The following is a 14,990-nucleotide window of genomic DNA, read 5'->3' on the forward strand; positions in this document are numbered from 1 at the left end:
GCGATGATCGCTGGAAATCTGCCGAACCTGCTTCATTTCCAGACCGGCGGACTGTATGGTGCTGCATCTTCGTGCACCGAAGGGAAAAGTGTCGGTTGAGGTGATGCTGAACCGTGCAAAATATTTTGACCGTACAGGAAAGGTCAACGATCACACGATTTATCTGAGCGGAAACCTCGGAAAAAATGCCCTGGAATTTGCCATGTGCCTGTCGGCAAAAGCAATGGGCGGCCGTGTGTATACCATGGGTCATACTCTGGTGATCGAAGAGGCAGATGAGGCCGTGTTGTACTTCGGCGCGGACAGTACGTTCCGTTCTGCGAAGGAAGAGGTTGCCGCATGGGAGCCGCGTGTGCAGGATGTGCTGGCAGAGAAAAATCTGTCCGGCGTTTTCAGCATATGTAAAGACTATAAGGCGATGGAGGAAAAAGAAGCTTCTTCTGCCAGCAGCAGGTGATAGTAATGCTCGGAATAGCGGCAGAGATAACCAGGCATTCCCCGATAAGAACTGGTTTCTAAAAACGCGGCTGCGACGCAGGTGCGGCATATCGGTTGCAAACGGCATTGACAGCATTGGGAACTTAGGGAAATCTTCTGTGCAGCGGCGGAAACTTTTTCCCAGGCGGAAATAAATCCAAGATCAAAAACAGGGGCGGAGATTTCGGATAACATCACACAGGGGAAAAGAAAGCCCTGCCAGTTGATGAAGAAGGAGCAGTTTCCGGCAAGACAGGAGATATGACCATTGCCCCGTGGAAAAGACGGATTGTTGACGCGGTGGATGGATTCATGAACGTACTGCCGGAAAATATCGCTGGTCAGCTGCAGTTTCAGTGTCTGCAGGGCAAGCGCAGCGGCGTCTTCCGGGTTCAGGCGGACCTGAGCATCAAAAGGAAGGGAGCGTTCCCGGACGGCGGGCATCATATAGTGATCGGCATGAACGGGGACTCCAAGCTTTTCTCCGAGAACAAAGATTTTTGGAAAATCATGCGCGTTCTTTTTAGTGACGCTACAGCTGATTTTGACATCAACGTTTCGTTCGCGGAGCAGACGGATGGCGCGGACGGTCTGATCAAAGCCCTGGGGGTAATGGCAGAGACGGTTATAGGAAGCGGCATCGGCACCGTAGAGCGTGATGTTAATGCGGCGCGGCCTGTACTCAGCAAAAAAATCAGCCCAGGATTCGCCCAGCAGGGTTCCATTGGTGTTGATGGTAAGAATCATGCCCATGTTTCGAAGCTCAAGATATAGTGTTTTGAAATCAGGAAAGAGAAGTGGTTCACCGCCGGTCAGAAGAAGAAAAAGTGTACCGGCTTTTTGCATCTGCTGTGCAAGCAGAATCCATTCATCAACTGTGCGGAGTTGTCCCTGACATTCCATTTCTGAACGGGACAGACGGACATAACACATGTCGCAGTTCATATTGCAGAGTGGCAGAAGTTCAAGCGCGCCGGTAATAGGAATGTGCTGCTGGCGCGCTTTCTGGAGAAAAGAACGCTCGAAGGTGGAAGCGTCGTTCATGTAGTTCATAAAGGTTCCTCCGAAAAAAGTGGTTTGATGAACCAATTATTAATAGGTATAGTAAAGGATCGAAACGAGTGGGTTCGATCCTTTTGCTGTGGTTTGAAAAATTATTATTTAGTGGAAAAATCAGGATTTGGCGGTTTCCCAAGTATTGATGTCTAATCTGGTAGTACAATGAACGTTTGTACCATTTTCGGTCCAGATGACAACGGGGGTTGCTTCATCATCGCGGGTAGACTGGTCATCTATAAAACCACTGATAAATCCACTATCAGATTCCGCTTCATGAGTCTTGTTACAAGGATGATATCCAGAAAATTGAGCTTGAGAGCCCCAGCCTCCCCATGAGCCTTCTTTTGCGATATATTTTTTTTGCCCAGATCCATCATAATAATAAACATTATAATTATGACCGTATTGTCCAGCATCGCAGACAAATTTATAAACTTTCCCGCTATCCCCGCAGGCCGCCACATATTCATTTGCAGCAAATTCCTGAACCTCAACAACAGGTTCCATCCACTCTTTCTTCATAACGATATAACCTCCTCTAATAATGCATACCTTAAAGTATCATGCACAAAATTTAAAGCAGAATTTTGAATCGTATCTTCCGCAGCCGCATATTCCTCTAACGCCTGTGCAACGACTTCCGAAATGGTACGTGGCTGCTGAAAAGCATTCCAGAGAAATGCGGCGGTATCGTTTGGAACCATCACTGCATTCGAAATCTGACAGGCAGTCCCAACGGGAATAATCGCATATTCCCCTGCAATTTCACGCAGTAGATAATCGGAATTGACACGATATTTTTTTTCATTTATCTTTTGTAACAAATCTGACCGGGTCGGAGAAGCAATCGGTTCCATCACAAACTCCCCTCTTGCAAAATGCTGTGCCTTTTCAGGCAGAAAGTATTTCTGCAGTCAGCAAGAAAAATATGTAGAATGTTTGCAGAAATAAATTACATTTATCATTACAAAAAGATTATAAAAGAAGAACTAGGAAAAGTCAAGTAAAAACTGGAAAAAGATGGGAATGTAATCTGCTCAAAAACGAAAAACAAATCGCTGTGTGCGGACACTCCAGCGGTATCTGTGCGTGAGCCGTCCGAGACGATTTGGAGAAAGATCTGACATACGATAACGAAAAAGAAAACGTATCCATTCCAAACCGCGAAGTCTCCCAGGAGTATATCAACGCAATCAGCAGATTTCCATTCTGCAATACAACGATGAAGACTCGCTGCGGAAGAATATTTTTATCATTATTCTCGGTTCCTGTGTGTTCCGTGTGATCTGGGTGTACACGATTTTCGCGTATTTCCATACCATTACGTCACTGTATCTGCTGTATATCTTTTCGTGGACAATTACCGGTGCGGCGGAGATCCTGTATTTCCGGCATGGCTATAAAACGCTGCAGACCAGTCAAAATAAATTACGTATTTAATTACAAAAAGGCTCCGAAGATTGACGGAGTCTCTTTTTTTTGTTATCATAAATGCGGAAAAAGGGATCGTGATACGTTGCGGAGAGAAGGGAAGATCATGGGGAGAAAGAGGAGTTTTTGATGGAAAAAACATTTCAGACAGGGAGTTTTTCCTTCCGGCTGAAGTTTCCGGAAGAGCTGGTACTTCCGGTGGATATGGAAAAATTTTTGGTGAAAACGGATTCTGCGGATTATACATATATCATTACGGCTGTCGACATATTGCCGGAAGCGGAGGGAGAGCTGATTGTGGATCGGGTCGATCTGCAGGTGTTTCATACAAAAGAAGGATTGGAGAGCCGCCGGATCGGTGTGAAAGGAGAAGCGCGTCCTTATGCATTCTACCGTGAGACTGCGCAAAATCGTGCGGAGGTTTTCGTCGGCAGGTGGTATCTGGCAGAAGTTGAAAAGTATGAAGTTGTTTTTCTTTCCCTCCTTGCCCTGGAGCGCCGTCTGGCAGAGCAGCCGTGCCTGATTCTGCACTGTGCATACACGGAGTATCAGGGGAAAGCAATGCTCTTTTCTGCACCATCGGGAACGGGCAAAACCACGCAGGCGGGACTCTGGGAACAGTACCGGGAAAGCCGTACCGTAAATGGGGATAAGGCATTGCTGGAATATGACGGCACAGCGTGGACAGCAAACGGCTGGCCGGTCTGCGGAACATCAGGAGTCTGCGAAAACAAAAAGCTCCCGGTCGGATGCATTGTAATGCTGAGCCAGGCAAAGACGAATCAGGCGTGGCGGCTGCGTCCGGCAGAGGCATTTACGAGTCTGTACGGACAGATCACCATGAACCGCTGGGACAGGGAGGGACTGGTGCACAGTCTCGACCTTCTCGAACAGCTTGCTGGAAAAGTTCCGGTGTATCATCTGGCGTGCGACATTTCAGAAGATGCGGTGAAAACGCTGGAGCAGGAGATCGGGACCGGTTCGTTCGAAAGTGAAACATATGCAGCTGCACTGCACAAAAACATGATTCAGAAAAGGGAGAAACATGCATGAAAATGATGGATACACGTGCCTATGTCGGAATGCTGAAAGAACTTGTAGAGCAGGGCAGAGAAGTGCGTATGGTGATTTCCGGGAGCAGCATGGCGCCGTTTCTGATTCATGGACGCGACAGTATTTTCTTCCGAGCGCCGGCGCGGGAACTTCGGAAAGGTGATATCGTATTTTACGAGCGGCCGGGCGGACAGTTTGTCGTGCATCGGATCTGCCGCGTTCATGCAGACGGTTATGACATAATCGGGGATGCACAGACGGAAATCGAGCATCATGTGCAACGGAAGCAGATCTTTGCACGGGTGACAAAAGTGGAGCGAAAAGGAAAAATACTTGTACCGGGAACGTTCTGGTGGGAGTTTTTTGCACGGGTCTGGATTCGCATCATCCCGCTTCGCCCGATTCTGATGCATGGATATGCCCGGTTATTCGGTGTGGATAAAAAGAAAAATGATGCGTGCAGAGAAAATGAAAGGAAAAGAAGATGATTACAGAAACAGAAACCGCATTCCTTGCGGTGATTTGTGCGTTTTTGACAGAAGAAAAAGCATCGCCGGCGGAAATTCAGGCGCTGACAGAAAAACAATGGAATCATCTGTTTGTCCTCGCGGCACAGCATTCGCTGCTGTCAGCGGTCTACGATGTTGTGGGCAAAACACCGGAATTTGCAGAACTTCCGGACGAGCTTCGCAGACAGGTAAAAACGCAGGCAATGCAGAGTGTTTTGCAGCAGGTTTCGCGTACAGCGCTGTTTCTTTCCGATGAAAAGGAGCTGGAGCATCTGGGCGTGCAGCCGCTGGTGATGAAAGGAATTGTGTGCAGAAGTCTCTATCCGAAGCCGGATCTGCGCCCGTCCGGGGATGAGGATCTTCTGATTTCGGCAAAGGATTTTGCAACAGTAGATGCCTGTTTTATGAGGAAGGGCTTTGTGCGGGACAAAGAAACCGCAATGCCAAATGGTGCCAAAGATGGTGATACCCCGGAAGAGATGGGCTACATTCATCCGAAAACAGGGGTCTTCTATGAAATACATACCAGGCTGTTCAGCACAGAATCCTCTGCCTATGGTTATCTGAATCGTGCATTTTCCGATGTTTTTGCGCATCCATCCAAAGTGGAAGTGCAGGGGCAGAGCATCTTTACCTTAGAAGAAACGCATCATCTTTTCTATCTTCTCTGTCACAGCTTCAAGCACTTTCTTCACGGCGGTGTCGGGATCCGTCAGATCTGTGACATGGTACAGATGATTCGTGTATATGGAAGAAAAATAGACTGGGAAATGTTCTGGCAGCTGTGCGAAGAGTATCACATGACGTGTTTCTGTATCAATCTGCTGGATATCGGCGAGCGCTATCTGGGCTTTTCCTATGAAGCAAGTGGGGCAGTCCGTGCCGCAAAGAAGCTTCACCCGGATTCCGAAGCGCTTCTGATCGATATTCTCGATGCCGGTTCGTTTGGAAAATCGAGTGCGGGACGGATCCACAGTGCAAACATTACCCTGTATGCGGCAGAGACCGGGGCGGAAAAGCACACAGCCGGGGGAATCTGGAAATCGCTGGTTCCGGAAGCTTCCTATATGAAAAACAAGTATCTCTATGCGGCGAGGTATCCGTTTTTGCTCCCGGCTGCATACGTGCAGCGAATCCTGAAATGGCTGGGGCAGGGAGAAAAAGAACAGAAATCGAGCATTGAAGTGGGTGCGGGACGTGTCGAGCTGCTGAGGAAATACGATATGATCCGTACCGCAGACGGGAAAAAGAGAGGAGACGCGCATGCAGGAAGAATCCAAAGAGAAAAGTAAAGACGCTCCCTTCGAGTCTCTCCGCATTCTGTCGGAGCGATGGAAAAACGGAACGTTCTCGGAAATCATCGATGACTGGAAATGGATTTTTGGCTACAGCGCGCGCTATAAGGGTGCGATTGTTTTTTATACGATTCTCGGTATCTTAAGCACTTCGCTTGGGCTTGTCGGCAGCGTGGCAGGAAAATACCTGATCGATATCATCACCGGATACCAGATACAGAAGCTCCCGCTGCTGCTTTGCATCATGATCGGAAGTACCGTGTTCAGCCTTGGGTTTGAGAGTGTCATCAACCGCATTTCAACGAAGCTTGGTATCGCCATCAACAACGACATCCAGGCGGATATTTTTGACAAAATCGTTGATGCGGACTGGCTGGAAATCAGCAAATACGCAAACGGTGACGTACTCAACCGTTTCAACGGCGACATTGGAACGGTCAGCGGCAACGCAATCAGCTGGCTCCCGACGATTATCATTGCCGTGTATCGGTTTATTGCCACCTTTTTCGTAATCCTGCATTATGACTGGGTCATGGCACTGATTGCTTTTTTAAGCGCACCGTTCCTGCTTCTGATGTCCCGGTTTATGATCCGCCGTCAGCGGGAATACAGCAAAGAAGTACGCGAGATGAGCAGTAATCTGATGAGTTTTGAGGTAGAAGCGTTCTACAATTTTGATACGATCAAGTCGTTTGGCATCGCACCGTATTACAGTAAAAAGATGCGCTGGTGGCAGGGACTTTTCAAGGATATCAGCCTGAAATATAATCTGTTTACGATTAAAACCAATATCGTAATGTCTATTCTCGGGAGTGCGGTGGAGTTTACGGCGTTCGGATACTGCCTGTTCCGTCTGTGGACGCACGACATTACCTATGGAACCATGACACTGTTCCTGCAGCAGCGGAGTAACCTTTCCGGCGCATTTGGAAACGTGATTTCGATTATTCCGTCCTTCCTCAACAGCTCCGTCTCGGCGCACCGGATCCGTGAGCTCGTAGAGCTGCCAAAAGAAGTTCATATCCCGGAGAGCGCCAAGCTCGATCCACTGGCAAAGGATGGCTTCCGGGTACAGATGCATGGGGTAGAATTTTCTTATATAGAAGGAAACAAAGTAATCACCAGATCGGAGTTTCAGGCCGCCCCCGGCGAGATTGTAGCGTTGGTTGGCCCGTCCGGCGAGGGAAAAACAACGATGATCCGCCTGATTCTCGGCCTTATCCGCCCGCAGGAGGGGGAAACCGTGATCATTGCCTCAAACGGAAAAACGGTTCCCATGAACGCCGAAACGCGTCATCTCTTCGCTTATGTGCCGCAGGGAAATACGATCCTTTCCGGCACAATCGCCGAAAATATGCGCATGGTAAAAGAGGATGCGACCGACGAGGAGATCATCGAAGCGCTCAAAATCTCCTGCGCCTGGGATTTTGTTCAGCATCTGCCGGATACCATCAACAGCCGCGTCGGGGAACGTGGCCGCGGTTTCTCCGAAGGCCAGTCCCAGCGGCTTGCCATCGCCCGTGCCGTCCTCCGCGATGCCCCGGTGCTGCTTCTGGATGAAGCCACCTCGGCACTGGACGTTACGACGGAACGAAACGTCCTCCGAAACATCATCCGTCAGCGTCCCAACAAAACCTGTATCGTTACGACGCACCGTCCGAGTGTCCTCGGCCTCTGCCAGAGAGTCTACCGTGTCATGAATGGAACCGTGGCCGAACTCGATGGGGCAGAAGGGGCAAAGATGGTGGAAGATTTTTGACAGAAAAAAGACACAAAAAAGACACAAAGGTCGGAAGAGTGATACTTCAAAGTCAAATCAGTTATAGAGTTGTAAGTCAAAATCCTGCTATAATACAACCATCAAAGGTCACACAACACGCTACGTGAAAAGGAGAAAAAGTATGAAGAAAAAAGTGTTAGCAGGCATTCTTGCAGCAACTATGGTATTTTCCATGGCAGCATGCGGAAGCACAGGATCCAGTTCTGATTCCGGTTCCTCCGCAGCTTCCGGAAGCACAGCAAAGACAGAGGAAAAAGGCGAGCCGTACACTGTAACTATGGTACTGCAGGGCAGCCAGCAGCAGGATGAAGAGAGAATCGAAGAAAAAATCAACGAGATTCTGGAGCCGGAGCTGAATGCAAAGCTCGATATCGTTGTTCTTCCGTGGGCAAGCGCATCTCAGCAGTTACAGCTGATGCTTTCCGGCGATGAGAAAATCGATCTTCTGTACACAAATGCAACAACAGCTGTACAGTATATGCATTCCGGCCAGATCATGGATATGTCTGAACTGATTGACAAATACGGCACAAACCTGAAAGATATCTATGGCGAGGATATTGCAAAAACAAATCAGATTGATGGGTTTGTCTATGGCGTTCCGAACCAGATCGAACGAGGCAGCATTCCAGCCATCTTCATGAGAAAAGACCTGGTAGAAAAGTATAATATCAATACCGATGAAATCAAAGAGCCGAAGGATATGGAGAAAGTATTTGAGACCGTACAGGCAGGCGAGCCTGATATGACAATGCTGTTCTCCAGCAACAACAGTGATACGCCTCTGAGCCGTCTGTCCCGCGCTGATGGACTTGGCGATGCCAACACGGGCGCTCTGATGGATCAGACCAACAGCACAACCGTAGAAAACTACTTTGCAAGCGACTGGTACAAGGAGACTGCAACTATGCTGCATGACTGGTATCAGAAAGGCTACATCAGCAAGGATGCCGGAACAAACACAGAAAACTGGAGAACCGTATGCAAAGCAGGAAATCTCTTCTCCTTGTTCTTTGCTTATCATCCAGGTACCCCGGTTGAGTTCCAGAGCTCCACAGGATATGAGTTTGAAATCGTACCGTTCTATGATCAGCCGATCATCAACTCATCCTCTTACGGCGGAATTATCTTCTCTGTAGCACAGAACTCCGAAAATCCGGAAAAAGCAATGCAGGTTCTCGATTATATCTATGGCAGCCCGGAGGTCATGAACCTTCTGAACTGGGGCGAAGAGGGAACCGACTACGTAGTAGAAGATGAAGAAAACGGAATCATCAACTACCCGGACGGTGTAACAGCAGACAATGCAGGCTACAGCTTTAACTGTGGATGGGAGCTTCCGAACCAGTTCATCGCATACAAATGGGATGGATCTGACCCGCAGCTCTGGGACAAAATGCAGGAGTTCAACGCTTCCGGTATCGAGTCGAAAGCACTGGGATTTGTCTTTGATAACAGCGAATATGCGGATCAGGTATCAGCCTGAACAACGTAATCAGCCAGTACAACGGCGCACTTAGCAGCGGCTCCGGAGATCCGGAAGAACTGCTTCCACAGTTCCTGGAGGCACTGGACGATGCGGGAATCGATGATGTTATTGCTGCAAAGCAGGAGCAGCTGGATGCATTTCTTGCAGAGAAATAGGCACCATAATTTGTAAAAAGAACACGACCGGGGCGGAAGAAAATCCGGTGTGATACAGTAACCGAAGGCTCCACTCTTACTCGAAAAGATGTGGAGCTTTCTCTGTGAAAGAACCTGAAAAAACAGCCCTCATAAAAGGAGACACGCTTTATGAAAAAAGCAGAGGTTAAAAAAGGAAAAAAGAAAAACGTGCTGAAGGAATACTGGCCGCTTTATCTGATGATGCTTCCGGCACTTCTGTATCTGCTGATCAACAACTATATCCCGATGGCAGGTATGGTGATTGCGTTTAAAAAACTGAATTTTGCGAAAGGTATCTGGGCAAGCCCGTGGGCAGGACTTAAAAACTTCAAGTTCCTGTTTGCTTCCAAGGATGCATGGATCATTACAAGAAACACGTTGCTGTATAACGTTGCATTTATTCTTGTAAACATGGTAGTCGGAATTGCCATTGCGATTCTGATTACGGAGGTAAGAAACACAAAACTCAAAAAAGTGTACCAGAGCGCGATTCTTCTTCCGTTTTTGATGTCCATGGTTATCTTAAGCTACATCGTATATGCGCTTCTGAGTGCAGAAAATGGTCTTGTCAACAACTCGATCCTTCCGTTGTTCCACATTGACCCGATTCAGTGGTACCAGAAACCGAAATACTGGCCGGCGATCCTGATTATCGCGAACTGCTGGAAGGGCGTAGGATACGGATGCCTGATTTACATCGCATCCCTGATCGGTATCGATCCTTCCTTCTATGAGGCTGCAAGACTGGACGGTGCAAGCAAATGGCAGGAGATTACGAAAATCACACTGCCGAGCCTCGTTCCGACCATCATCACCCTGCTGCTCCTCAGCATCGGAAGAATTTTCTATTCCGATTTCGGTCTGTTCTATCAGGTGCCGATGAACTCCGGTGTTCTGTTCCCGACCACAAACGTTATCGATACCTACGTATACCGTGCCCTGATTGAACAAGGAAATATCAGTATGTCATCTGCAGCCGGTGTATACCAGTCTCTGGTAGGCTTCTGTGTCGTAATGTTGAGCAACTGGATTGTCCGCAAAGTAGACAAAGACCAGGCATTATTCTAGGAGGATGGAAGTATGACAAATTCAAAAAAAGCAAAACGTTTCCAGTTCTGGATTAATGTAGTACTCATTCTGATTACGTTATCCATTATACTGCCGTTTGTACTCGTATTTATTTCCTCACTGACCGATGAAAACACACTGATCCGCAACGGATATTCGTTCTTCCCGGAGAAATTCAGCTTCTATGCTTACTCCTATATCATCCGCCAGGGCGAGAAAATCCTGAGAGCATACGGAATTACCATTTTTGTAACCATCGTCGGTACCGCTGCAAACCTTGCGATGTCCGCTCTGTTGGCATATCCGCTTTCGATTAAAAAGCTGCCGTACCGCAGAGCAATTACCTTTTTCGTATTCTTCACGATGCTGTTCAACGGCGGACTGGTGCCGACCTACTTGATGTATGTAAAGTATTTTCACATCAAAAACACGATCTGGGCATTGATTGTTCCAGGCTTCCTGTTAAGCGCAAACAACGTGCTGATGATCCGAAGCTACTTTAACACCAGTATCCCGGACGCGCTGTTCGAGGCAGCCAAAATCGATGGCGCCGGACACATGAAGATTTTCACCAGCATCACACTGCCGCTTGGAAAACCGATTCTGGTAACAATGGGACTGTTTTCCGCACTTGGCTATTGGAATGACTGGACAAATGGTTTATACTATTTATCAGGAAATGAAGGCCAGAAGCTTTACAGCATCCAGAACCTGCTGAATCAGATGATCACCGATATTCAGTACCTGGCAAGTGGAAAAGTAACCGGAAATATCGGCGCGGAGGTGGCAAAGCTGCCGACAACCTCGATCCGTATGGCAATCGCATTTATCGCCATGCTGCCGCTGTTTATCATCTATCCGTTCCTTCAGAAATACTTCGCAGAAGGTATCACACTTGGTGCGGTAAAGGGATGATTTTCCATGCAGGAATAAAAAAGAGAAACATTTCGGTGTTTCCGACATAAATCAGAAAAACAGTACAGACTCATGGAAACATGAGGTGTACTGTTTTTCTGCTGTATTATATTCAGAAAAAAAGATCAGTTCGTAAAATCAAACACGGAAAAATTTCGAGCGTACCGGAACAGAAAAAAGGAGGAAACTTCATGCATATTTCAAAACAGACGAAAAAAACAACACTGGCGCAGCAGGGGCGTTATCTTTTGATCTGCCTGCTGAGTATGCTGCTGCTTTTTCTGGCTGGGAGCGTGCTTATTCTGAACCGGACGCAGCGGCAGGTATATGAGCAGCTGGAAGAGATTTCAAAGCTGTATACGGATGAGCTGGATAACCGTTTTTTTCGAATCAGCCGAAACCTGTTCTCGACTGTAATGGACAGCTCCAACCCGGATTCTGCGTTCTGGAAATATATGGATCTGATGGAGAAGGATCAGTATGAGGAATATGTCATTACGCAGCTGCGAAGGAATTATGTATCTGCAGCGTGGGATTTTGGAACGGATTACAATGTTTTTCTCTATACGCAGAAGGATGACAGCTTATATCAGCTGAGCATTTCATCCGACGGGCTTTACGCCGTTGATCCCTATTTGCAGGAAGCGCTGAAGCGCAGGATCAAAAGCCTGTCGCAGCAGACGTATGCAGTTAAGAAAAAATGGACCGTGATGTGCCAGGGAGACGATGTTTATATGCTCAAGGTAGCGCAGAGTCAGGGCGTTGGACTCGGCTGCTACGTCAATCTGAAGACAATTCTGGAACCGTTCTCTGAACTGTCTCTTGGAAAGAGCGGCTATGTCAGTCTCGTTGACCAGAACGGGAAAAGCATCGGAACACTGACGGAAAAAGGAATTGTAACGGACAATTCGAAAATTAATACCGACAATTACACCTTCCGGCAGGAACTTTCGCAGGCGCCGTTTGAAATCCGGATTAAAATCTCCTGGACGGGAGTCTTAAATCTGATGACGGGAAGTGTGTTTGCCCTTCTTGGCGTTGCTTTTCTGATGGTGATTGCCGGTTCCGTGCTGCTGTTCCATCTGAAAACAAAAATCTTGAAGCCGGTCGCTATGTTTACGGAAAATCTTCAAAAATATGACAATGGGGATCTCACCTATCAGATGTCGGAAGGAAATCTGGTAGAGCTGGAGCAGATTGACGATAAATTCCGGAACATGATTCACCAGATCCGCCGGCTGAAAATCACGCTGTATGAGCAGGAGCTGGAAAAACAGAAAATCGAGATGGACTACCTGAAAATCCAGATCCGCCCGCATTTTTATATGAACTGTCTGAACTTTATCTACAGCATGATCGACTTCGGTCAGTACGACCATGCAAAGTCGATGAGCCGTATTACGTCCGATTATCTTGCGTATATTTTCCGGAATACAAGCGAGATGGTGCCGGTAACGGCGGAGACGAACCACTGTGAAAATTACCTCAAAATTCTGCTGCTGCGCTATCCGGAAAAATTCACCTATTATTTTGAGGTTCATGAAGAGGTGGAAAACGCAGTAATCTTCCCGTTCCTGATTCAGGTGTTTGTAGAGAATGCGGCAAAACATGCCCTGACGCTGGAGACGGTTCCGCTGATTTCCGTGACGGTTTACCCGGAGGACCGCGGAGACGAAAAGTATGTCAACATTTATATTTCGGACACCGGAAACGGCTTTCCGGAGGAGACACTGCAAAGGCTGAAAGCAGGGGAAGATATTTCCGAGCATGGAAAGCATATCGGGATTGAAAACTGCCTGAAACGATTCCACTATTATTATGGCGATTCCGGAGAGATTCATTTCGATAACAGTCCGCTCGGCGGAGCGATTGTAGATATCCATATTCCATACAGGACAGGGGGAGAAGAACATGAAACTATTGCTCGTGGATGATGAAGAGTACGTGATTGAAAGTATCAAAAGAAACCTCGATCTTACAGAGACCGGGGTGAACGAGGTGTATACCGCGTTTTCCGTACAGCAGGCGAAGAACATCATGGGAATGGTGGACATTGATATCGTGATCAGCGATATCGTGATGCCGGGCGGAACGGGATTCGACTTTGTGGAGTGGGTCAGGAAAGAGGAGCTGAAGGTCCAGGTCATCTTCCTGACAAGCTATGCGGAGTTTGACTATGCCAGAAGAGCGATACAGCTGAACAGTGTCGATTATCTGCTGAAGCCCATTGATTTTGAAAAGCTGAAGGAGGCCGTACAGCGTGCGGCGGAATCCGTTGCGAAAGAAAAGAAAATACAGGATCTCAGGCAGGAAAGCATCAAGTGGAACCGGAACAGAAAAATTCTGCAGCAGGATATCTGGAAAAATGTGCTGAAAGACGGCTTCTCTGAGAAAAAATTCTGCGAAACGGCAGCACAGCGTCAGCTGCCATACGGACCGGGACACTATTTCCGGCTGATTTGTCTGATGCCGGAAATAAAGAGCAATAAGCGGGAAATGTGGGATACGGCGACCATGGAATTTGTGATCGAAAATGTGCTGTCGGAACTGTATGAGGAAACGGATATTGCGGTAGATACTGTTTTTTACCAGGAACCGGGCATCTACTGGATTGTTACACAGTCAAGGGAAAAAGCATTCCCGCAGGACGGCGGGCGGGACTGTGAAATTCTGCAGCAATTTGTTGCGTGGATGAATGAAAAAATCTACCCGGAGCTGTGGTGCGGTGCCGGACAGTGGGAATCTGTACTGGGGATGCAAAAGCAGAGCCGGAATCTTCAGAAAATGCGGGAGGGAAGCCTTTCCGTGCGAAACGAGGTGCTGTTTCTGAACGAATTTCAGGCTCCGCAGACCAGCTACGAAAATAGGGAGCTGGATGTATGGAAAGCTCTGCTTTCGGAGGAAAAACCGGAGGAGCTGCTGGAGCGGCTGCAGAAATACCTTGACCGGACGGAGCGGGAAGGAATGATTACTAGGGAGCTTCTGGTAGCACTCCGTACCGATCTGACGCAGGTGGTGTATGCATGGCTTTCGGAACGGGAGATCAAGGCGTATGCACTGTTTGCAGATGCGGACATGGAAAACCTGCATCGGAATTCCCTTTATGGCAGAGAAGAGATGATGGAATATGCCGGGGTACTGGTTCGGAAAGCAGTTCAGTACAGACAGTACATCAACAAATCAGATTCGGTTACGAGCCAGGTATGCGCTTATATCGATGCACATTACCGGGAGGAGATTCACCGGGAGGAGCTTGGGGAGCTTGTCTTTTTGAATACGGATTATCTGTCCCGGATTTTTAAAAAAGAAAAGGGTATTTCGATCAGTAATTATATCATCCAAAAGCGGGTGGAGGAGGCAAAAAAGCTTCTAACACAGAGCACGCTGCCGATCAATACGGTGTCGCTGTATGTGGGGTACAGCAATTTCTCGTACTTTACGAAGATGTTTAAGGACAATACGGGATACGCACCGCTGGAATACCGAAGAAGTTTTAGTGAAAAATAGCGGAAAGCCACCCTTCACATGTCCGGGAAATAACAGAGGATTTTATCACTTTCTTACGTACCGGAACAGCAGCAAACAGGTCGGAATAGTGAAAGAAAAAGGTCGGATCAGGGGATATTTTTTTCAGATCAGATGTGGTAAAATTTCAGTATAAGATTCAGAAAAAACGGAAAAATGATATTTTTCTGACATTTTAGGGGTTTCTGAAGAAGCAGATACAGCAAAAACGAG

At 47.7% G+C, this 14,990-nt stretch carries 14 protein-coding genes; 11 read left to right on the forward strand and 3 right to left on the reverse strand.

The window, feature by feature from the left end; genetic code table 11:
- Positions 1-16 precede the first annotated feature (16 nt).
- Positions 17-457 carry a glycoside hydrolase N-terminal domain-containing protein gene (locus DXA93_RS10325; RefSeq protein WP_256372646.1) on the forward strand — a complete coding sequence of 147 codons (441 nt, stop codon included), beginning with the start codon at positions 17-19 and terminating at the stop codon, positions 455-457.
- Here the strand turns inward: DXA93_RS10325 and DXA93_RS10330 are convergent.
- The 3 genes from DXA93_RS10330 to DXA93_RS10340 all read right to left on the reverse strand — a co-directional run bounded on the left by DXA93_RS10330 (position 409) and on the right by DXA93_RS10340 (position 2,393).
- The gene (locus tag DXA93_RS10330) at positions 409-1,530 is read right to left on the reverse strand and encodes a radical SAM protein (protein WP_119208237.1); all 1,122 of its coding nucleotides are present in this window, start codon (positions 1,528-1,530) and stop codon (positions 409-411) included. The genes DXA93_RS10325 and DXA93_RS10330 overlap by 49 nt on opposite strands.
- Positions 1,531-1,650: 120 nt before the next feature.
- Positions 1,651-2,058 carry a hypothetical protein gene (locus tag DXA93_RS10335; protein ID WP_055221839.1) on the reverse strand — a complete coding sequence of 136 codons (408 nt, stop codon included), beginning with the start codon at positions 2,056-2,058 and terminating at the stop codon, positions 1,651-1,653.
- A complete protein-coding gene (locus tag DXA93_RS10340) occupies positions 2,055-2,393 on the reverse strand; it encodes a PqqD family protein (protein ID WP_118720625.1) in 339 nt (112 codons plus the stop codon). The genes DXA93_RS10335 and DXA93_RS10340 overlap by 4 nt, the downstream gene beginning before the upstream one ends.
- A gap of 703 nt (positions 2,394-3,096) precedes the next feature.
- On the opposite strand from DXA93_RS10340, the gene DXA93_RS10350 reads away from it, so the two are divergent.
- The 10 genes from DXA93_RS10350 (at position 3,097) to DXA93_RS10390 (ending at position 14,759) form a co-directional block, all read left to right on the forward strand.
- Complete coding sequence (locus DXA93_RS10350; protein WP_119208239.1) at positions 3,097-4,020, forward strand: hypothetical protein; 924 nt, start codon at positions 3,097-3,099, stop codon at positions 4,018-4,020.
- On the forward strand, positions 4,017-4,508 hold the full coding sequence (locus tag DXA93_RS10355) for a S24/S26 family peptidase (protein ID WP_119208241.1): 492 nt from the start codon (positions 4,017-4,019) through the stop codon (positions 4,506-4,508). The genes DXA93_RS10350 and DXA93_RS10355 overlap by 4 nt, the downstream gene beginning before the upstream one ends.
- A complete protein-coding gene (locus DXA93_RS10360; protein WP_119208242.1) occupies positions 4,505-5,821 on the forward strand; it encodes a nucleotidyltransferase domain-containing protein in 1,317 nt (438 codons plus the stop codon). The genes DXA93_RS10355 and DXA93_RS10360 overlap by 4 nt, the downstream gene beginning before the upstream one ends.
- Positions 5,793-7,583, forward strand: a complete 1,791-nt coding sequence (locus tag DXA93_RS10365) for an ABC transporter ATP-binding protein (RefSeq protein ID WP_119208245.1) — start codon at positions 5,793-5,795, stop codon at positions 7,581-7,583. The genes DXA93_RS10360 and DXA93_RS10365 overlap by 29 nt, the downstream gene beginning before the upstream one ends.
- A gap of 142 nt (positions 7,584-7,725) precedes the next feature.
- The gene (locus tag DXA93_RS10370) at positions 7,726-9,090 is read left to right on the forward strand and encodes an extracellular solute-binding protein (protein WP_330427324.1); all 1,365 of its coding nucleotides are present in this window, start codon (positions 7,726-7,728) and stop codon (positions 9,088-9,090) included.
- Between the two features lie 8 nt (positions 9,091-9,098).
- A complete protein-coding gene (locus DXA93_RS20605; protein ID WP_334295365.1) occupies positions 9,099-9,248 on the forward strand; it encodes a DUF3502 domain-containing protein in 150 nt (49 codons plus the stop codon).
- Between the two features lie 150 nt (positions 9,249-9,398).
- Positions 9,399-10,337 carry an ABC transporter permease gene (locus DXA93_RS10375; protein ID WP_119208247.1) on the forward strand — a complete coding sequence of 313 codons (939 nt, stop codon included), beginning with the start codon at positions 9,399-9,401 and terminating at the stop codon, positions 10,335-10,337.
- 12 nt (positions 10,338-10,349) lie between these two features.
- Positions 10,350-11,252 (forward strand): carbohydrate ABC transporter permease, encoded by a 903-nt coding sequence (locus DXA93_RS10380; protein WP_117804654.1) that lies wholly within the window; start codon positions 10,350-10,352, stop codon positions 11,250-11,252.
- Positions 11,253-11,443: 191 nt separating this feature from the next.
- Positions 11,444-13,186, forward strand: a complete 1,743-nt coding sequence (locus DXA93_RS10385) for a cache domain-containing sensor histidine kinase (protein WP_119208282.1) — start codon at positions 11,444-11,446, stop codon at positions 13,184-13,186.
- Positions 13,164-14,759, forward strand: a complete 1,596-nt coding sequence (locus DXA93_RS10390; RefSeq protein ID WP_119208249.1) for a response regulator transcription factor — start codon at positions 13,164-13,166, stop codon at positions 14,757-14,759. The genes DXA93_RS10385 and DXA93_RS10390 overlap by 23 nt, the downstream gene beginning before the upstream one ends.
- Positions 14,760-14,990: the final 231 nt, after the last annotated feature.

Source organism: Blautia sp. OF09-25XD (assembly GCF_003482095.1).
Classification (GTDB): Bacteria; Bacillota; Clostridia; order Lachnospirales; family Lachnospiraceae; genus Fusicatenibacter; species Fusicatenibacter saccharivorans.